At 50.8% G+C, this 19,912-nt stretch carries 15 protein-coding genes and 1 riboswitch; of the genes, 10 read left to right on the forward strand and 5 right to left on the reverse strand.

The window, feature by feature from the left end:
- Nucleotides 1-6: 6 nt before the first annotated feature.
- The 6 genes from ftsA (at nucleotide 7) to G006_RS0113735 (ending at nucleotide 8,592) form a co-directional block, all read left to right on the forward strand.
- Nucleotides 7-1,233 carry a cell division protein FtsA gene (ftsA, locus tag G006_RS0113710; RefSeq protein ID WP_020483769.1) on the forward strand — a complete coding sequence of 409 codons (1,227 nt, stop codon included), beginning with the start codon at nucleotides 7-9 and terminating at the stop codon, nucleotides 1,231-1,233.
- 23 nt (nucleotides 1,234-1,256) lie between these two features.
- On the forward strand, nucleotides 1,257-2,417 hold the full coding sequence (gene ftsZ / locus G006_RS0113715; RefSeq protein WP_020483770.1) for a cell division protein FtsZ: 1,161 nt from the start codon (nucleotides 1,257-1,259) through the stop codon (nucleotides 2,415-2,417).
- A 108-nt stretch (nucleotides 2,418-2,525) separates the two neighbouring features.
- Nucleotides 2,526-3,452 (forward strand): UDP-3-O-acyl-N-acetylglucosamine deacetylase, encoded by a 927-nt coding sequence (gene lpxC, locus G006_RS0113720; protein ID WP_020483771.1) that lies wholly within the window; start codon nucleotides 2,526-2,528, stop codon nucleotides 3,450-3,452.
- Nucleotides 3,453-3,873: 421 nt separating this feature from the next.
- Nucleotides 3,874-3,948, forward strand: a riboswitch (cyclic di-GMP riboswitch).
- Nucleotides 3,949-4,393: 445 nt separating this feature from the next.
- On the forward strand, nucleotides 4,394-5,143 hold the full coding sequence (locus G006_RS28860; protein ID WP_020483772.1) for a VPLPA-CTERM sorting domain-containing protein: 750 nt from the start codon (nucleotides 4,394-4,396) through the stop codon (nucleotides 5,141-5,143).
- A 195-nt stretch (nucleotides 5,144-5,338) separates the two neighbouring features.
- Nucleotides 5,339-6,175 (forward strand): hypothetical protein, encoded by an 837-nt coding sequence (locus G006_RS28865; RefSeq protein WP_020483773.1) that lies wholly within the window; start codon nucleotides 5,339-5,341, stop codon nucleotides 6,173-6,175.
- A gap of 215 nt (nucleotides 6,176-6,390) precedes the next feature.
- A complete protein-coding gene (locus G006_RS0113735; RefSeq protein WP_020483774.1) occupies nucleotides 6,391-8,592 on the forward strand; it encodes a cytochrome-c peroxidase in 2,202 nt (733 codons plus the stop codon).
- A 247-nt stretch (nucleotides 8,593-8,839) separates the two neighbouring features.
- On the opposite strand, the gene G006_RS0113740 is transcribed toward G006_RS0113735, so the two are convergent.
- Nucleotides 8,840-9,313, reverse strand: coding sequence for a DciA family protein (locus G006_RS0113740; protein ID WP_020483775.1), 474 nt, complete (start codon nucleotides 9,311-9,313; stop codon nucleotides 8,840-8,842).
- A gap of 304 nt (nucleotides 9,314-9,617) precedes the next feature.
- Here G006_RS0113740 and G006_RS0113745 point away from each other — a divergent pair, with 304 nt between their 5' ends.
- Entirely contained in the window at nucleotides 9,618-10,109 is a 492-nt protein-coding gene (locus tag G006_RS0113745) for a GtrA family protein (RefSeq protein ID WP_020483776.1), read from the forward strand.
- A gap of 2 nt (nucleotides 10,110-10,111) precedes the next feature.
- On the opposite strand, the gene G006_RS0113750 is transcribed toward G006_RS0113745, so the two are convergent.
- Complete coding sequence (locus G006_RS0113750; protein WP_020483777.1) at nucleotides 10,112-10,837, reverse strand: class I SAM-dependent methyltransferase; 726 nt, start codon at nucleotides 10,835-10,837, stop codon at nucleotides 10,112-10,114.
- 3 nt (nucleotides 10,838-10,840) lie between these two features.
- On the reverse strand, nucleotides 10,841-11,761 hold the full coding sequence (locus G006_RS0113755; protein WP_020483778.1) for a glycosyltransferase family 2 protein: 921 nt from the start codon (nucleotides 11,759-11,761) through the stop codon (nucleotides 10,841-10,843).
- A gap of 272 nt (nucleotides 11,762-12,033) precedes the next feature.
- Here G006_RS0113755 and G006_RS0113760 point away from each other — a divergent pair, with 272 nt between their 5' ends.
- From G006_RS0113760 to G006_RS0113770, 3 genes are all read left to right on the forward strand, one after another.
- On the forward strand, nucleotides 12,034-13,734 hold the full coding sequence (locus G006_RS0113760) for a hypothetical protein (protein WP_020483779.1): 1,701 nt from the start codon (nucleotides 12,034-12,036) through the stop codon (nucleotides 13,732-13,734).
- A 150-nt stretch (nucleotides 13,735-13,884) separates the two neighbouring features.
- Nucleotides 13,885-14,643 carry a pentapeptide repeat-containing protein gene (locus G006_RS25560; protein WP_020483780.1) on the forward strand — a complete coding sequence of 253 codons (759 nt, stop codon included), beginning with the start codon at nucleotides 13,885-13,887 and terminating at the stop codon, nucleotides 14,641-14,643.
- 13 nt (nucleotides 14,644-14,656) lie between these two features.
- Nucleotides 14,657-16,051 carry an amino acid permease gene (locus G006_RS0113770; protein WP_020483781.1) on the forward strand — a complete coding sequence of 465 codons (1,395 nt, stop codon included), beginning with the start codon at nucleotides 14,657-14,659 and terminating at the stop codon, nucleotides 16,049-16,051.
- A 121-nt stretch (nucleotides 16,052-16,172) separates the two neighbouring features.
- Here G006_RS0113770 and G006_RS0113775 read toward each other — a convergent pair whose 3' ends face one another.
- A complete protein-coding gene (locus G006_RS0113775) occupies nucleotides 16,173-17,072 on the reverse strand; it encodes an MBL fold metallo-hydrolase (RefSeq protein WP_020483782.1) in 900 nt (299 codons plus the stop codon).
- A gap of 22 nt (nucleotides 17,073-17,094) precedes the next feature.
- Nucleotides 17,095-19,872 (reverse strand): DNA polymerase I, encoded by a 2,778-nt coding sequence (gene polA / locus G006_RS0113780; RefSeq protein WP_020483783.1) that lies wholly within the window; start codon nucleotides 19,870-19,872, stop codon nucleotides 17,095-17,097.
- Nucleotides 19,873-19,912: the final 40 nt, after the last annotated feature.

The following is a 19,912-nucleotide window of genomic DNA, read 5'->3' on the forward strand; positions in this document are numbered from 1 at the left end:
TAAACAATGGCCAAAAAGACAGATCGAAATTTATTAGTGGGGCTTGATATAGGCACGTCGAAAGTCGCGGCTATCGTCGGTGAATACCGGGGTGGCGACGAAATCGAAGTGATCGGTATCGGCACCGCACCGTCCAAGGGCCTGAAAAAAGGCATCGTGGTCAATCTGGAATCGACCGTGCATTCCATCCAACGGGCGATTGAGGAAGCCGAATTGATGGCGGGTTGCCAGATCAAATCGGTGTTTGCCGGTATCGCCGGCAGCCATATCAAAAGCCTGAATTCGCACGGCATAGTGGCGATCAAGGAAAAGGAAGTTACTCAGCACGATATCGACCGAGTGATCGATTCGGCGCGGGCGGTGGCGATTCCGGCCGATCAGAAGATCCTGCACATCCTGCCGCAGGAGTTTGTGATCGACCAACAGGAAGGTATCAAGGAGCCGATCGGCATGTCAGGCATTCGTTTGGAAGCCAAGGTGCACATGGTCACCAGCAGCGTCAGTGCCGAACAGAACATCGTCAAATGCATCCGCAAATGCGGGCTGGATGTGGACGACATCGTGTTGGAACAACTGGCTTCGTGCGCGGCCGTGTTGACCGACGACGAAAAAGACTTGGGGGTGTGTCTGATCGACATTGGCGGCGGCACCACCGATATTGCGATTTTCTCGGAAGGTGCGATCAAGCATACAGCGGTGATTCCCATCGCCGGCGATCAAGTCACCAACGACATCGCCGTGGCGCTGCGGACGCCGACCAAAAACGCGGAGGAAATCAAACGCCAATACGCTTGCGCGTTGACGCAATTGGCCGATCCGCAACAAACCATCGCGGTCCCCAGCATCGGCGACCGTGAGCCGCGCAAGATCTCCGCGCAAAACCTGGCGGAAATTGTCGAGCCGCGTTACGAAGAATTAATGCTGCTGGTACAAGCAGAGTTAAGAAGAAGTGGGTATGAAGATTTAATTGCGGCCGGCATGGTAATTACCGGAGGCAGTTCGCAAGTAAGAGGATTGGTCGAATTGGCGGAGGAAATTTTCCATATGCCGGTTCGCATGGGTGTGCCGCTGCATGTATCCGGATTGACCGATGTGGCGGAAAACCCGATTTATTCGACCGCGGTGGGTTTGTTGCTTTATGGCAAGGATCATCACGGCCGGGCGTTAGGCATGAACGATGATGGCGCGGATCTGTTGTCAAAAATCAAAAGCTGGTTTCAAGGAAATTTTTAATTTTTTGTCTGGAGGGTGTGAAAATGAAATATGAATTATTGGATAGTAGCGGCACCGCGGTTATCAAGGTCATCGGCGTCGGTGGCGGTGGCGGCAACGCGGTTAACCATATGGTGGAAGATGGTATCGACGGCGTGCAATTTATCTGCGCCAACACCGATGCCCAAGCCCTGCGGGAAATGAGCGTAGAGTCCATTGTGCAACTGGGTGTAGAACTAACCAAAGGCCTGGGAGCAGGCACTCGTCCTGAAGTAGGCAGAGCAGCTGCCGAAGAAAATCGCGACCGCATCCGCGAAGTGATCGCTGGCGCCGACATGGTATTTTTGACTGCCGGCATGGGCGGCGGTACCGGTACCGGTGCTATCGCGGTATTTGCCGAAGTTGCCAAAGAACTGGGCGTACTGACCGTAGCCGTCGTATCCAAACCTTTCGATTTTGAAGGTTCCAAGAAAAAGGGCGTCGCCGATGCCGGTTTGCGCGAACTGGAAAAACTGGTCGATTCATTGATCATCATTCCAAACCAAAAATTGCTGCCAACTTTGGGCAACAATAAATCGCTGGTGGAAGCATTCCGCGCGGCTAACGACGTGTTGCGCGATGCGGTGCAAGGTATTACCGAGCTAATCACTCACCCTGGTCTGATGAACGTTGACTTTGCCGACGTGAAAACCGTCATGTCCAATATGGGCAGCGCGATCATGGGTACTGGCGTCGCCAGCGGCGAAAACCGCGCGCGTTTGGCAGCTGAAAAAGCGATTGCCTGCCCTTTGTTGGATGACAACAATCTGCAAGGTGCTCGCGGCATTCTGGTGAACGTCACCTCTAACGGCGACCTGGGCTTGAACGAATTCGACGAAATCGGCAGCATCATGCACGCATTTGCTTCCGAAGACGCCGACATGAAAATCGGTATGGCGGTCAATCCAGCTATGGGTCAGGAAATTAAAGTCACCGTCGTCGCCACCGGCATGGGCGAAAAAGCCAAGCAAGCCGCTTCGCCAATCAGCTTGGTGAAAAAAGTCGCGGCCGGCGAGATCAATTACGATCAATTGGACAAACCGACCATCGTGCGTCAGCAAAAACAGGAATCGGCCCGGGAATCTCGCTTTGGCGCGCAACCTAGAAACGATGTGGACCTGGATTACTTGGACGTACCGGCCTTCTTGAGACGCCAAGCAGACTAAGGGCCGCTTGCGGCAAGTCTATGAGGCAGCTGAGCCAAGTTCGGGGGGAGCTATCGCATAATCTGTGATAGACTCCCCGACTTTGTTTTACCTATTTGTCGGCATTTCATGATTAAACAGCGTACTTTAAAAAACACCATCAGAGCCACCGGCGTCGGTTTGCATACCGGCGATAAGGTCTATCTGACCCTGCACCCCTCAGATCCCGATACCGGCATCCGTTTTCGCCGCGTGGATTTGGAAACTCCGGTGATGATTGCCGCGCGCCCTGAAAATGTCGGCGAAACCAAGCTATCCACGACTTTGGTTCGTGACGGCGTAAAAGTTTCCACGGTCGAACATTTGCTGTCGGCTTTGGCCGGCTTAGGCATAGACAACGCGATTGTCGATGTCAGCGCCGCGGAAGTACCGATCATGGACGGCAGCGCCGGACCATTTGTGTTTTTGTTGCAATCGGCTGGCGTGGTCGAGCAGGACGTACCCAAACAATATATCCGTATCAAACGCGCAATCCGCGTGGAAGACGGCGATAAATGGGCCGCGTTCGAACCGTTCGATGGCTTTAAAGTCACCTTTACCATCGATTTCGAACATCCGGCGTTTTCCGAACATCTAAAAACCGCTGTGATGGACTTTTCTTCGACTACGTTTGTGAAGGAAGTCAGCCGGGCCCGAACCTTTGGTTTTATGAAGGACATCGAGTTTTTACGCGAGAACAATCTGGCGCTAGGCGGCAGCCTGGATAACGCCATTGTGGTGGACGACGATAAAGTGTTGAACGAAGACGGTCTGCGCTACGCAGACGAATTTGTGAAACACAAAATTCTCGACGCCATCGGCGACTTATATTTGCTGGGCTATAGCCTGATTGGCGAATATCAAGGCTTCAAATCCGGCCACGCGTTGAACAACAAGTTGTTGCTAAGCTTAATGAACGACAAAGACGCCTGGGAAATGGTGACTTTCGAAAATGCCGAAGAAGCCCCTATATCCTTCATGCATTCCGCTCAAACTTCGGCTAGAGCTACCGGCTAAGACCAACCCCGCCAGATACCCTGAATAAACGGCGGAGGCCCAAGCCTCCCCGTCCCTTCCAGCCAATTTTTAAAGAATTTTCCAGCTAATATTGCCCTAAATGAGCAGCCATGGCCCTTTCAGAAATGGCCGACTCTCTAGGCTGGCTCTAATTCATCTGCTCATCCCCATGGCAAAGTCTATCCCTGCAAAAAGTAAGGGATATAACTCAAAATACGTGAAATAACTCATCCCCTAGTATTAAAGCCAGCTGGAGTCCCGGAAAACAGCCACGCTTATTGCAGCCCCACCATCTCAAAGCAAACCATTTATCCCCTTGTTTTATATATAAATATTCATACAAAAAAGCTGACCACCCACGCTTAGCGTTATTTTGGCGCATATTTTGCTTAGCTATTAATGCTGCACCCTCTGGGCGCAGCCAACAAGTCGCCACACTCGTCGCAAGGCGGGGCCGGAAAGCTGCGGATCTGATTCAGATAGTCGAGCTACCTCTTTTGAGCAGGCAAGAGAAGGGATTAGCGGGTCGATATGGAAACGACGACAACTATCCCCTAGCAGTCGCTCACTGGTCAGGAATAGTTTGTTATATCACCTGATTAGTCTGAACCCATTGTTTAACACACTGTGCAAACTAGCCCGGTATTTCAAACTCTTTGGACTGCTTCCCTCGCAAACATAGCGCGGCATGATCAATCCGGGAATATTGAAATACTTAGCGGTTTTAAGACCGTTCAAATTGCGCGGGAAGCCGTTGGTCAAACGGCCAGCCCTAGGCCCTTACCGTACGAACAGGATCGAACGGTAAGAGCCTGGCATCGCGGCAGCGGGCACATGTGCGTTAGACAACAACTCGTAAAGGGAAATACGAAACCTTGAATGTCGCCGGTAGAGACTACCGGTAAAAATCTACGTCTTACTCTATTTAAAGGAATTGAATTATGTCTGTTAACACTAGAAATGCCCAAACCTTAAAAAAGGTGGCTGCAACACTTGCTATTTCACTTTTAGGCCTAAGCAGCGCACAGGCCGAGGTCGTAAACGGAACCATCTATAAGACCGTCGACCCGGTTCACGGCGCCGGTACCACAATCGATTTCTATTCGTTTTCGTTGTCATCGGCTGCCAATGTTGTCATCGATGTCCTGGCGAATGAAGGCTACGCAGCGGGCTGGGGCGCACATCCCGGCGCCTATGTCGATATCAACGGCGACGGCGAACTAACCCTGGCGGATAGCCAATTCCGCATTTTTCAGGACACGGTCTCACTCACTACGGAAATAGTCAGCGGCGACGACAGTCCAGCCTACACCATACCTGGCAATACCGGCGGATGGGCCGACGGCAGCTTGTTGAGCCGAGACTCCTATCTGGCGACTGCTTTGGACGTAGGCAATTACATTATTGCTTTTGGAGATTACTCTCTCACCATTGAAGAAGCCGTGCTGGGTTTCAACAAGGGCGACGTTATCACTGGTGCAACTGGCCTCAACCCCGTAACTGGCGCCACAGGTCAGGATCATTTTGACTATCAAATAACCCTTACTGCTACCGACTACGTCACCGGAGCCAACCTGCCTTTGACCATAACCGGAGAAGGCGTTAGTGCAGTACCGGTTCCAGGGGCCGTTTGGTTGTTTGGTTCTGCGTTAGCGGGATTAGGCGTATTCGGCAAACGCCGCACCGCATAAACCACAGCGAGTAAGAGCGAGTAGGTAAACCGACATCAGCTATCGACTCACCCCTCGCAATGCATATTAAAACTTTGGAATCGTCCACTTTTGGCTGCCAGGCCCGAAACACCTCAGACGAATCCAAATTAAACAGCAACTTAAATCTACCACAATCGTAAACCGCGATGTGGTGGATATTGGAGACACTCAAAAATGAACATCAATTTACAACACATTTTCAAAATCACCCTATCTTCCGCGGCGTTAACCCTTGCCATGGCTCAACCAGCTGCGGCGGCTTGGACAGGTGCCGATAACACCCTTGAGTTGGGTACTAGCATCTCAAACCCTAGTTTTAATTCCAGCAATCTGGGCTTCGCGGGCAATCCGGCGCTTTCCAACGATGGCTGGGGCATGCAAGGCGCATTTACCAATTTCTATCTAAGCTCATCAGCCCAATCCGTGACAGTAGACGCGCGTTCGTCTGCCGCAAACTTTCCGGCGTTTTCAATCTTCAGAACCAATGTGGCTTATTCGGGGGAAACAGTCGGCGTCGATACACCGGCAGAGCTAACCGGCCAAATCCATAAATTCAACTCGGTCGGCCAAGCCGGGGATCCAGGCATCATCTGGGCAACAGGCGCGGACGGTATTGTCGAAACGCTGGGCTACGTCAGTTCCTCCAGCAAAAACTACGTTAACTCGTTCGGCGGCGTCATCGACTCCGGTGCACACGATGTCAGTATCGACGACCTCTATGAAACCGGCGTATCCGGCTCGACAGGTGTCACCGGTAACCCTGCGTTTGCCAACACCAAAAGATACGCTACCTTGACGCTGAACGATTTGCAGGCCGGCTGGTATGCAGTGTTCGTCGGCGGCGCGGACGTCCTCGGCTCCAGCGCCGGTATCTCCTTGAACATTTCCGCGTCGGCGGCCGCCTCTACATACACCCCACCTGCCGCGGTACCCGTGCCTTCGGCTGTTTGGTTGTTCGGTAGCGCGCTGGCCGGTTTTTTGGGCATAGGCCGGGGCAAACGCAACGCTTAAGCGTTACCAACACACAAGGAAGCGCTTAAACCCAAAAGACTTAAGCCGGTGTTCGTGTAAATAAGGAATTTGGCGAGAGACTTCGCTAAAGGAATAAGGATGGCCGATAAATTACTCGCTGTGGTTTATCGGCCTTTTTTCGTTCACGCCCGCCCGTTTTAAGCGGTTTGGGCAGTATTTTTTGCCACTTAACCATTTCTCAGTGGAGTTTCACCATGACATTGTTTCGTCATAGCCTATTAGCGATTGTCTTAGCCGGAACTGCGCTGCTCAGTTTCAATGCAGCCGCGTTCGAATTGGCGCTAGGGCCCATGCCGATAAGCCTGAAGCATTTGCCCGTTCCGTCCGTCCCCGGATTACTGGACGGCCCGGACCCTATTGTCGTCAACAAGAATGCCGCGATTGTCTTGGGCAAGGCGCTGTTCTGGGATACTAACGTTGGCAGCGACGCTATGGCCTGCGCATCTTGCCACTTTCACGCCGGCGCCGACGGCAGGGTAAAAAATCAGCTTGCACCGGGCGGCCAATCCAGCCCTTTAAGCAACCAAGAATTCAGCAATGCCATGACTGGTGCGTCGTTGGGACCGAATCATACCCTCAGCGCAGGGGACTTTCCGTTACATCAACGAGAAGACCCACTACAGGAACATTCCACGATCCTCTACGACACCGACAATGTAGTCGGTTCGTCCGGTACTTTCGGCGGGGATTTCAGAGCAGTAGACCGCTACACCGCCCCTAACGACTCGTGCAGCCGCAGCGCCGATAGTCTATTTCACGCCGGCGCCGTCGGCACCCGCAAAGTCACGTCGCGCAACGCGCCCAGCGTCATCAATGCGGTGTTTAATCATCGCAATTTTTGGGACGGTCGCGCCAACAATGTGTTTAACGGCAGCAGCCCCTGGGGCGACCGCGATCCCAACGCCGGCGTCTGGGTAAAACAGAACGCCACGACGCTCAGCAAACAACGCCTGCATTTGCTCAATTCCTCGTTGGCGTCATTAGCGGTCGCTCCACCGCAAAACACCACCGAGATGGCCTGCCGCAACCGGACCTTGATGGAGCTCGGCAGAAAACTGCTGTTACGCCGCCCTTTGCAAAACCAGAAAGTGCATCCTGAAGATAGTGTATTAGGACCTTACAGCCTGAATACGAAACCAGGCATGAACACCATGTATAAGCTGCTGATCATGCAGGCATTCAATCCCAAATACTGGTCGTTCAACGGTAGCACGCCAATTCCGGTAGCCAAAGGGCTAGCGCCTTACAATCAGACCGAAGCCAACTTTGGGATGTTTTTCGGTCTGGCCATCCAACTGTATGAAAGCACATTGATTTCGGATGAATCGCCCTTCGACAACAGCGCCCGCGACGCCGGCAATCAACCCATAGAGCTAAGCGCTTCGGAATTGAACGGCTTAAAACAATTCAGAAAAAACCAGTGCGCACTCTGCCATCTGGGCCCCAACTTCAGCGCCGCATCGATCAACGCCAACGCAGCCATTGCTAAAACCCATCCGGAAGCGTTTGGCGAGCCGGCCTTCTACATCAGCGCATCCGCCAATGTGGTGAATCGCATCCCTTTGTTTATCCAAAACGCGCCAGTCACGGCGTTTTTCGATACCGGCTTCTCCTCCACCGGGGTAACCGAGGCAGCGGCTGACATTGGCGTAGGCGGCGTGGACGACTTCGGCAACCCGCTATCGTTCAGCCGGCAATATTTACAGTATCTGGCAGGGAATAGCGCCGGCGTGTTGGAAGAGGATGTCAGCAAAGTTCGAGCCTGCGATTTTCAGGAGGCGCTTGCCCTAAATCTGAAGCTGCCTTATTCACTGCCCAGTTTGTTTACGATTACCGACGGCATAAGACCCCAGCCGCAAAGTACTGAAAACTGTTTTCTACCGGCCAGCAATGCCTTTTTGCCCACCACAGCTGCCGCTTTAGCGGAGTTGAACAAGCCCAACAGCAAGAAAATGGTTGCCGCCGTCGATTCGACATTTAAAATACCGTCGCTACGAAATATCGAGTTAACCGGACCTTACATGCACAACGGCAGCATGGCCACGCTGGAACAAGCGATAGAGTTTTATTCGCGAGGCGGGAACTTCGCCTACGACAGCAAGCAAGTTACTCGGGTGTTTCCGCAGCCCAATTTACAACTGGATGCACAAAACCGAGCCGACTTGATCGCCTTCCTGAAAACCCTGACGGATGACAGAGTCCGGTACGAAAAAGCGCCCTTCGATCATCCCGAAATCAAAATACCCCACGGCCATGTTGGTGTAGAACAGTCGGTAAGCGGCGGAAATCCGCTGGCCAGTGTTCTGGCTAAAGATCAATTCCTGACCATTGAAGCGGTTGGCGCGCAAGGCAACTCATCGCCGATACAGCCTTTCGAAGAATATTTGGCACCATAGCGAGGCTTAAATTTCAGTCCACAGTCACCGGCGTTGGCCGGTGACTTCTGAAAACGGCGAGATTAAAATCATCGGGGTCTTTATCTCAAAACTCCAGGCTGCAAGTGCAGCCCCTGACTACTAGCCCCAATCAGTCCCTCAGGGCGCTCCCTCTGAGCTTATTCCAGTTTGATAGTAACATCCGACAACTGCGGCCAAAGCAGCCGTATGTTTTTTAGGGTGAGCCCATATCTAACAAGCAATCTAACTACCTGCCTTCCATCAATCGCTTGTTAAGTGTTGCCCCCAAGCGCGCCAGAGCGGCGCCCAACACGTCTAGCTCATCACCTCGCTGCGCTTGATCGCAAATCAAACCGATATTTTCAACCGACGGTAAACACGGCACACGTTTCGGCTGAACCGACTCGGCTATCGGCGGAACGATGCGCACTTGCAATCGGACAATATAGGGATGCCCTGCGCCATGCAACTTGTCTAAAATCGCTCGATTGAAAAACCGTATTTGCGATGCCCAGCTGGCCGAATCGCAGTACAACAGCAGCTGCGAACCGGACGCCACGCAATGTACGGCGTGCTCCGCTAAGGCTGTGGGCAACGCACTTTTTACGATACCCAACAAAACCTGCTGTGCGGTGACTTGATTTAAACACCACGCCAACGACCGACTTCCGAAATCCAGCACCGGCCTGAATGGTTTTTCCGAGTTTTTCATATTGGTCATTGGCAATTCGCCGTAATGCCAATATTCAAGGCAAGCACTAAAAGTACCATTGTTAGACTAAACTTAGGCATAATATGTCGTTTTTATTGGGCATTTTATTTAACAACCAATTGTCTGCTTTAACAGGCTGTTGAAAATCAGTTGTGGGAACGTTAACCGGGTAAAAATTGACTACATATTGCGACGCCGTGTAAAACTGACACCAAATATAGAAAATCAACAACCTGTTAAACCATTTCTCACGACTTACCACAGCATTCTCAATTTAGACGACTGTATTAATGTTTTTTGGCCGACTCTCAAAATGCGTAATAATAGAAATTCGCGACATAAAAAAAAATATTCACATAAGAAACACTTATTACCCGGCAGTAACCGCCCGGCTAAAAAAAATATCGTCGCCGACCAACGGTTCAGAAAAACCGCATGGCAAGTTTTTAACTTTGCAATAGTAGGCGGTTTGGCAACCGCAACCCATACCGGCTTATTTATTTTCATGATGGAAACGCATTTTGCCAAAGCGTTACAAGCAAATTTTATCGCTTTTAGCGTAGCGTTTTTAATATCTTTCTTAGGCCAATATCATTGGACATTTAGAAATAGCGGCGACAGTCACTGGGCAAAAAAAATGGCTAAGTTCATGGTCGTGGCATTGATAGGTCTGGGGCTAAATACCAGCGCCGTTTACATTATCGTCGACCAATTATTATTGTCCTACAACTACGCCGCATTGTTTATGTCTACGGTGGTACCCGCCACCACTTTTATTATTAACAAAAAGTGGGCATTTACATAAGCTTATGGTTTTTTTGCCAGGCAAAATGCGGTTAAGCCGGCCACTCTATTTACCGAAAACAGCACTTTCAACTCTATCGCATGGATAGCTATGAGCAAGAAATTAACGAAGTTATTGGGCTTTGTTAAATCGCTTTTTGCCGACAACTGCCCAGCATTCAACAATGCTCTTTTTATCAAACGCACCGACGCGACAACCGGAAATAAAAGTCCGAAGAAATAGCGCCCCTTCACCACTTCCAGCCCAGCATTATTAACCAGACGCTCTAATTTCGCGAGCGTATAACGCCGTTTATGTTCCAAAAAAACATCATGTCCCGACCACAGAAAGTTAAAAGCCGGAACGGAAATCAATACATGACTTCCGGAGGGAATCTGATCGGAATAATATTTTAATACCGCCAGGTCATCATCAACATGTTCTAGCACATCGATCATTAGAACCAACGGCTCATCGGCGTTCTCCACCGACTTGACAAAACGGATGCATTTCCCTTTATAGTTTTCCAATTTCTCATCCACGTCATATCCCGTATCGACACATCGCGCATTTTCGACTAGGCCATGATCTATCAACGATTTAGAAAACACACCGGAACCTGCCCCAACATCAAGAACGCTTTTCCCTGCCACCGACTTCAAAAGATATCGAATAACGTTCCCTTTGGACACGTAATACCAATGGCTATGAACAGACTCGCCCAATATATCTTCTTCTTTTATATCCATAAATTATTTTTTAATTATTTTATTGACAAAGTAAAGCGGCCGCCGTTTCGTCTCGGAAAATGCTCGTCCAAGATATTCGCCTAAAATACCGATAAAAATAAGCTGAATCCCGCCCAAAAACAAAATAGTAACGATTAACGATGGATAACCGGCCACGTCATTCCCAAAAACGATAGTATCTACAATAATATAAGCACCATAACAGAACGCCATAAAGGCCACCAATCCGCCGATATAACTAGCCAATTTCAGCGGGACTTCCGTAAACGAGGTTATACCTTCCAGCGCGAAATTCCATAATTTCCAATAATTCCATTTTGTTTCGCCCGCATAACGAGGATCTCTTCTATAATCGACGGCAATGGCCGGGTAGCCTATCCATGCATATAAGCCCTTCATAAAACGGTTTCTTTCCGGCAATTGCCTCAAGGCATCAACCGCTCGCCGGCTTAATAAGCGGAAGTCTCCAGTATCCGCCGGAATATCTATTTGAGTCATTCTCCGAATAAACCGGTAAAATAAAAATGAGGTCGCTTTTTTAAGCATGGATTCGCCATCGCGGCTTATTCTTCGCGCGTAAATATTGTCATAGCCATTCCGCCATTGCTGAACAAGCGCTGGAATCAGTTCAGGCGGATCTTGCAAGTCAGCGTCGATAATTACTATTGCCTCGCCCCTGGCAAAGTCAATACCCGCCGAAACTGCAATTTCTTTACCGAAATTGCGGCTTAAATCGATAACAACCACCCTTTCATCTTGACGACTCATATTTTCCAGTAATGTTAATGTACCATCACAACTACCGTCATTAACAAAAACCAATTCATAAGGCAAGCCTACGCCTTCGAGTACTCCAGTGATTCGGCGATGAAACTCATCTAATACTTCTTCTTCGTTATAGGCCGGGATGATTATCGACAGCATGCATTTCACCTTACAAAAATTGACCAAAATTGGTGGCAATATTTTCCTTTAAAATCTATGGATAAGGAAATAGAATGCGCATAGATTTTAAGCTTTAACCCGGTTCAACACCAGCTTCAAAGCAACATGGACCGCCAGAATATCGCGCTGGCAACAATCGCACAACTGGAATTCCAACGACCCTCAGTTGAACGCCCCGAAAACATTATTGATCAGGTAAATAAACACATGCGCATCAATGCCAGCCCCGTTCTAGGACTCGAGGAGAGATCATGACGAATGGATTTAAGATGTTTTCGCTTCATCAACTTAAGCACCGCCTCTTCTCCGCTTTATTAACTTATCTTCTTATAATCCTTTTTAGTTCGCTAGTTATTTATTATTTCATTGAGTTTATAAGCTCTATGAAATTCTTTCTTAGCAACGACACTTACTTCGAGGAGGCTCTAAACTTTATTCATGGCCGAGGACTAACTAGAACTCCATGGGCCGCCGGCAATCCAACCGTCGATTATGAGCCGAATATCTATCAACCTCCAGGCTTCGGCCTCCTAATTTACTTGGTATCGCTTTTTGGATTAATACCAACAAAAGCGGATTTATGGATATCGTACATCTCCTGGGCGCTGACACCAGCTATACTTGTTTTTCTACTAAAGCCACTAATTGGGCTTCGATTTTCAATTTTCTGCGCCATCCTGTCCGTCACGTCCCCCTGTTATTATTTATTCGGCTCCGGCCCATTTACGGAAGCCCTATATACCGCGATAATTCTGCTTTCAATTGGCATAGTCATTAGAAACCTTAATAGAGACCTTGATCGAAAACTCATTGCCGCAATACTCTGTGCCGGCTTTGTCGCGGGCGTTGCCTATTCCGTACGTAACGCTTGCTTGGCTTATTTCGCCGCTCTATTCTTTACCTTCGTAACTTTACGAATATTGGGGTCGATAAAAACCGAAAAAGCTCTTACCTTGTTATTATGGTTTTTTATTGGATCTGCACCTGTTTTAATTGCCCTTCACCTACGCAATCTTTCGGTTTTCAATCAAATACTGCCATACCGAATCGACCAAGGCTATTTTTCAACTTATCTTACCTCGGTACGCGTACTAATTGAGGCTTTGCTATTTGACTTCATCGGCTCGAGGACTATCGCCAAAATAGCTTGGGACTTTTGGTTGATTTTATTGGTTTTTCTACCTGTATCTTTATCGGGACTGTATTTAACTTGGAAGCAATGGGTTAAATACACCTTAGAAACCAAATTCTTTATATTATTTGCCGTTTTATTTTTATTAGCATCCAGCGGCATGTTGATTATTGCCCATACTCGTCACGGCCTGGATCCCGGCAACCTGATAAGACACGTATTCCCGTTTACCTGGGTTTTATACCCTTTGGCTCTAATTACCTTTAATTTTGAGCAAAATCGTTTTCGCAATATTTTTTCAGCGGTACTTGGCGGCTTGATCCTTTTTAGCCATTTAAACCATATGCGCAATGACATTCAAAAGACACAAGAAGTGCTTGCCGCGCTAAATCAGCCTTCCGATATAGCAACCGCAGCTCGCGCAATAACAGGAAAATACAAAATAATAACTGAGGAAATTAACTTTAAAATTACCCAAGACCCAGAGATTATCGGGATCATCGACAGCATTCCCAAAAATGCACTGGTTATATCAAATGTTGGGGGCCTATTAAGACGTTTAACACTGTTACCTATTAGAAGTTTCGATTTCGATGCTAGAAAACTACAAGAAACGGCATTGGTTATTGGAGAAATGGCCAACAACACTTTACCAGGACGCCCTTTCTATCTTGTCATTTTACCCAATAACGAAACCGTAAGAGTACTCGATGCCGGCGACTGGAAGGAAAGTATAGCAAAATCACTTATTCCACAAGGATTTGTGGTGACTGCCTCGAAAAATAATATTATTGTGTTTTTAAAATCCGATAAATCTTAAAATATTGATCGGCAACTAAAATACGCAAAATATTGTCTCCTATTAAACTGGGCGGATTCAAAAACTAATCAATACAAAATTTGTCACAGTGAAGTCTATTTCAAGCATTCTCGACAAACGCCACCTTCCTTAAACGACTCAGGAGCCACCATGAGATGTTCGCTTAAATTTAATGTTTTAGCCCTACTGATTGTGATCGACTTCACGTCCGCTAGCGCCGCCGAACTGACTCGCGCCCAAGTCGAGCAAATGCTGACCAAAGCCGACAAGCAACATCCCGCCGACTTGCGTCGTAAGGATTTGACCGACCTGGACTTGTCCAATCTGGATTTTCGCAACGCTGATTTATGGGGCGCCGATTTACGGCGTTCCAATCTGAATAAAAGTAACCTGCAAGGCCTGACGCTGGATTTAACGGTGATGACCAATATCAAGCTCAGCGCCGCGAATCTAGCCAACACCAGCATATTCGGAGTCAGCCTGATGCACGCCGACCTCAGCAACGCCGACATGAGCGGCAGCCGAGTGGTAGCAATCATGGACGGTGCCAATTTGAGCCACGCCAATCTCAGTAACGTGCAATGGGCGGCGGACATGAAAAACCAATCGATGGGCTTGATGCGCGCCAGCTTGAAAGGCGCCAATCTGACCGGCGCCAACCTCAGCAATGCCCAGCTCGGCCGAGCCATGTTGAAACACGCCAAACTGAATAACGCCAACTTGCAAAACGCCGACCTGTATTCCGCCGAGATGGATGGCGCGAACCTGACCGGCGCCAATCTGACCAATGCCAATTTCTCGCAAGCCAAATTGCACGACGCGATTTTCACCGAGGCGGTGACTACCGGCACCCGCTTTGACGGCGCCCAAAACCTGCCCGATTCAGTAAAGCCAGCCCCTTCCAAATAATCGAGACCACTTCATGCAAATCCCCAAACAATTACTGCAACGCAAATCCGTCGAAGCCTTGACCGATGTTCAGCACGGCTTAAAGCAAACCCTCACCGCCAAAGATTTAACCATACTGGGCATAGGCGCGGTGATCGGCGCCGGCATCTTCGTCTTGACCGGCATCGCCGCGGCTAAATACGCCGGTCCGGCCATCGTGGTGTCGTTCATATTGGCCGGCATCGCATGCGGCCTGGCCGCGATGTGTTACAGCGAACTGGCGGCGATGATTCCGGTGTCCGGTAGCGCTTACAGTTACGCTTACGCGACGATGGGCGAGCTAATGGCCTGGATCATCGGCTGGGATTTGATCCTGGAATACGCCCTGGCCAGCAGCACCGTAGCGATAGGCTGGGCCGGCTATCTCACCAGTTTTCTGGAAAATTTTGGCGTACATTTACCCACCTATCTGACCACTGCTTATCTGGCCAATCCGGAGGCCGGCTTCATCAACTTACCCGCTGTGAGCATTATATTGCTACTGACCGGCTTACTGGTAATCGGCATCCGCCAATCGGCGATCTTCAATTTCGTGATGGTGTTGATCAAGCTGTCGGTGATCGTGGTATTCATCGTCGCCGGCTCCGGGCATATCCAAACCGAAAACTGGGCCAACTTCACACCGTTCGGTTTCGGCGGCGTATTGACGGGCGCCGGGGTGATTTTCTTTGCCTATATCGGCTTTGATGCGGTCTCCACCGCCGCCCAAGAAGCCATCAATCCGCAACGTGACGTGCCCATCGGTATTATTGCCTCGCTGGCCGTCTGTACGCTGTTATACATTCTGGTGGCCGGCGTGTTGACCGGCATCATTCCTTACACCGAACTGAACGTCCCCGCCCCAATTGCGCTGGCAGTCGATCACGTCGGCATGAGTTGGCTGTCGCCGATTATTAAAATCGCCGCCATTGCCGGCTTGACCTCAGTGATGCTGGTGTTGCTGATGGGCCAAAGCCGCATATTCTTCTCTATGGCCAAAGACCAACTACTGCCGCCGCTGTTCGCGCAAGTGCATCCCAAATTTCAAACCCCGCATTTATCCACCATCCTGGTCGGCGTCGCCGTGTCTTTGCTGGCCGGCTTCATGCCTATCGAAAAACTCGGCGAACTGGTCAGCATCGGCACCTTGTTTGCGTTTGTATTGGTCTGTGGCGGCGTCTGGATCTTGCGCAACAGCCATCCGGAAATGGAACGCCATTTCAAATGCCCGGCCGTGCCTTATGTGCCGATTGGCGGGATTTTAGTGTGTTTGAGCCTGATGGCGGGATTGCCGATTGATACTTGGATTCGGTTATTTGTTTGGCTGTTGATTGGGTTTTTGATTTATTTTGGGTATGGGGTGAAGCATAGTCAGCTTAGATCTTCTTAGCTTTGGATGGCGTCATGCTCGCCGGGATGCGGGCATCCAGAGCCATGGATGGCGGGCTTAAATCTCCAAATCAAACCGTCGCGCCAGCGACACAAAACACTACCGTAAAATCAGAACAAACTTATTTAGAAGCCCCAGAGTCCAACAACTCAAACCCCTCCCCCTCCCGAGCCAAACAAACCGAAACATCACTCGCCCCAGCTTGCAAAAGCGATTCAAAAATCGCCTCCAAATCAGCATCGCTCCGCGTCGGCTCATGATGCGTCAAAAACAAGCGCTTAGCGCCCGCTTGCGCCGCGAAATTCATCGCCGAGCGGTAAGTGCCGTGGCCCCAACCATGCCGGTTGGCATATTCGGCGTCGGTGTAGGAGCTGTCCATAATTAACGCATCGACACCGGCCATAGCCGCTATCACTTCCTCGTGTTTTTGCTCGATCAGTTCCCGCATGGCCGGGTAGCCGGGATGATCGGCCTGATAGGGATTAAGTTGCGGTTCGTAATCGCCGGTAAAAAACAGGGAGCTGCCGTCGACGTCGTCGAGGCGATAACCAAAGTTATATACCGGGTGATTCAGCACTGTTGGTGTTACGCGCACACTGCCCACGGTAATAGGCGCATTGGCTTTTAGTGTGAAATAACGCACCTCGGCTTTTAACTGGGCTTCGCTGATCGGGAAATAGCTGTGCTGCAATTGCACATGCATCGCCCGCTCGATGCCTTGATGAGTCAAGGGCTCCAGGCCGCCGTAGATGTTGATGATATTGCCGGCCTTGAACATCGGCAGAAAAAACGGCAAGCCCTGAATATGGTCCCAATGGGTATGGGTAATCAGGATGTGAGCGGTCAGCGGATGTTTGGGCAAGCTCTGCGCCAGCGCGTGGATACCGGTGCCGGCATCCAGAATAATTAAATCGCCGGCGCTACTGGTCACCTCGATACAGGTGGTGTTGCCGCCATATTTAACAGTGCTCGGCCCCGGCGTGGCGATTGAGCCGCGCACTCCCCAGAACTTGAATTTCATGGCCTATCAGCCTCCGCAACGCTCAATGTGCTTCGTCCCAGTTTTCGCCGCTGCCCACTTCCACCAGCAATGGCACATGCAGCTCAGCGGCACTGGACATAATGCCGCGGATAGTTTCCATCTGTTCCGCCAAGCGCACTTCCGCCACTTCGAACACCAGTTCGTCATGCACTTGCATGATCATTTTCACATCCGAATTATCCGTGCCGATCCAGGTGTCGCAAGCTAGCATCGCCCGTTTGATGATGTCGGCCGCGGTGCCTTGCATCGGCGCATTGATGGCAGTGCGCTCGGCATATTGACGCATAGCGGCGTTGCGGGAATTAATCTCCGGTAAATACAGACGGCGTCCGAAGATGGTTTCCACATAACCTTGTTGCTTAGCCAGTTCCCGGGTGTTGTCCATATATTGCTTCACGCCGGGATAACGGCTGAAGTACAGATCGATATAGGCCTGAGCCTGATTGCGCGGCAAGCCCAACTGCTGCGCCAAACCAAACGCCGACATGCCGTAGATCAAGCCAAAATTGATGGCCTTGGCCGAGCGGCGTAAATCGTGAGTAACCTGATCCAGCTCCACTTCGAACACTTCCGCCGCCGTGGCGCTATGCACGTCCACCCCTTGCGAAAACGCTGCCAGTAAGCCGGCATCGCCGGAGAGATGGGCCATGATCCGCAATTCAATCTGCGAATAGTCGGCGGCGACGATTTTATAGCCGGGCGGGGCGATAAAGGCCTGCCGGATCTTGCGGCCCTCTTCGCTACGGATCGGAATGTTTTGCAGATTAGGGTCTGACGATGACAAGCGCCCGGTTGCTGCCACTGCCTGATGATAGGAGGTATGCACCCGGCCGGTGCGGTCGTTGACCTGTTGCGGCAATTTATCGGTGTAAGTGGATTTTAGCTTGCTCATGCTACGAAAATCCAGAATCAGCTTGGGCAAAGCGTAATCTACGGCCAGTTCCTGCAACACCGATTCATCGGTGGACGGTTGGCCTTTCGGGGTTTTCTTTAGCACCGGCAGGTTCAGGCGGTCGTACAAGATTTCCTGAATCTGTTTGGGCGAACCGAGGTTAAACGCCGAGCCGGCCAGATCGTGGGCTTGCTGCTCGATGCCTATCATCCGGTTTGCCAGCTCCAGGCTTTGCTGGGCCAGCATCGCGCTGTCGATCAGCACGCCGTTTTCTTCGATGCGCGCCAATACGCTGATCAGCGGTACTTCAATCTCGTTATACAAGGCCCACAAACTAGGGTGCTGCTGCAGTTGCGCGGACAAGGTTTGATGCAGGCGCAAGGTGATGTCGGCATCCTCGGCGGCGTATTCGCTGGCCTGTTCGATAGCCACGTCGGCAAAGCCGATCTGCTTGGCACCCTTGCCGGCCACGTCTTCGAAATGGATGGTCTCCACGCCCAGGTAATGCTTGGCCAGGTCGTCCATATTATGCTTGGTCGCGGTGCTGTTCAGCACATACGATTCCAGCATGGTGTCGTGTTGGATGCCGCGCAACGCGATGCCGTGATTGACCAACACATGCGTGTCGTATTTCAGGTTTTGGCCCAACTTGGCTTTGTTTGGGTCTTCCAGTAAGGGTTTCAAGGCGTCCAATACGGCTTGCCGGTCGAGCTGAACTGGCGCATCGGGATAATCGTGCGCCACGGGTAGATAGGCAGCCTGGCCGGCATCGACCGCAAACGAGACGCCGACGATTTGTGCGTCGCTGTAATTCAAGCTGGTGGTTTCGGTATCGAAGGCAAACAGCTCCGCTTTTTGTAACTTATCCAGCCAGGTATCGAAATCGGTTTGGGTGAGGATGGTTTGGTAGTTTCTGGTAAGCGCGGCCTTCGGCTCATTCTCCTCCGCGGGTAAAGGCTGAAATGAGGGGGGGCTACTTTGATTTCCCCTCACCCCTCCCTCTCCCGCTGGAGAGGGGGTTGAGCCATCGCCGTTCAAGGTTTTCAACCAACTGCTAAAGCCCAAATGCCCCAATTGATTTTTCAGCGCGGCCATGTCCGGCTCCTTGCGCTTCAAATCGTCCAGGCTGTAATGCAAAGCCACGTCGCATTTGATGGTGGTTAGTTCGCGAGACAGCGGTAACTGGCCCAAGGCCTCACGCAAGTTATCGCCGATCTTGCCTTTGATCTCGTCGGCGCGGGCGATCAAGTTGTCCAGCGTGCCGTATTCCTGCAACCACTTGGCGGCGGTTTTCGGTCCCACTTTCGGCACGCCGGGGATGTTGTCCACCGCGTCGCCCATCAGGGCCAGATAATCGATGATTTGCTCCGGCATCACGCCGAACTTGTCCTGCACGCCCTGAATATCCATGCGAGTGTTGGTCATGGTGTTTTCCAGGGTGATTTGCTCGTTCACCAGCTGCGCCATATCCTTATCGCCGGTGGAAATGATCACCTCAAAACCCTGGCGCGCGGCATTTTGCGCCAGACTGCCCAGCACATCGTCGGCCTCCACGCCGCGTTCAATAATCAAAGGCAAGCCCAGCGAGCGGATTAAATCGTGCAAGGGGGCAATCTGCACCCGCAAGTCGTCCGGCATCGGTGGCCGATGCGCTTTGTATTGATCGTATAAATCATGCCTGAAGGTCTTGCCCGGCGCATCGAATACCACCGTGATATAGGGCGTGTTGTAATCGTTGATCAGCTTGCGCAGCATGTTGGACACGCCGTAAACGGCGTTAGTCGGTTCGCCCTGGGCATTGCTCAACGGCGGCACCGCGTGAAAGGCGCGAAACAGAAACGACGAACCGTCGACCAGGATCAGTTTGTTTGGAGCGGAATCGGACATGTAGAGTCAACAAGCAACAGTAGGGTTCTCGCAACAATAC

This window comes from Methylomonas sp. MK1, assembly GCF_000365425.1.
GTDB lineage: Bacteria > Pseudomonadota > Gammaproteobacteria > Methylococcales > Methylomonadaceae > Methylomonas.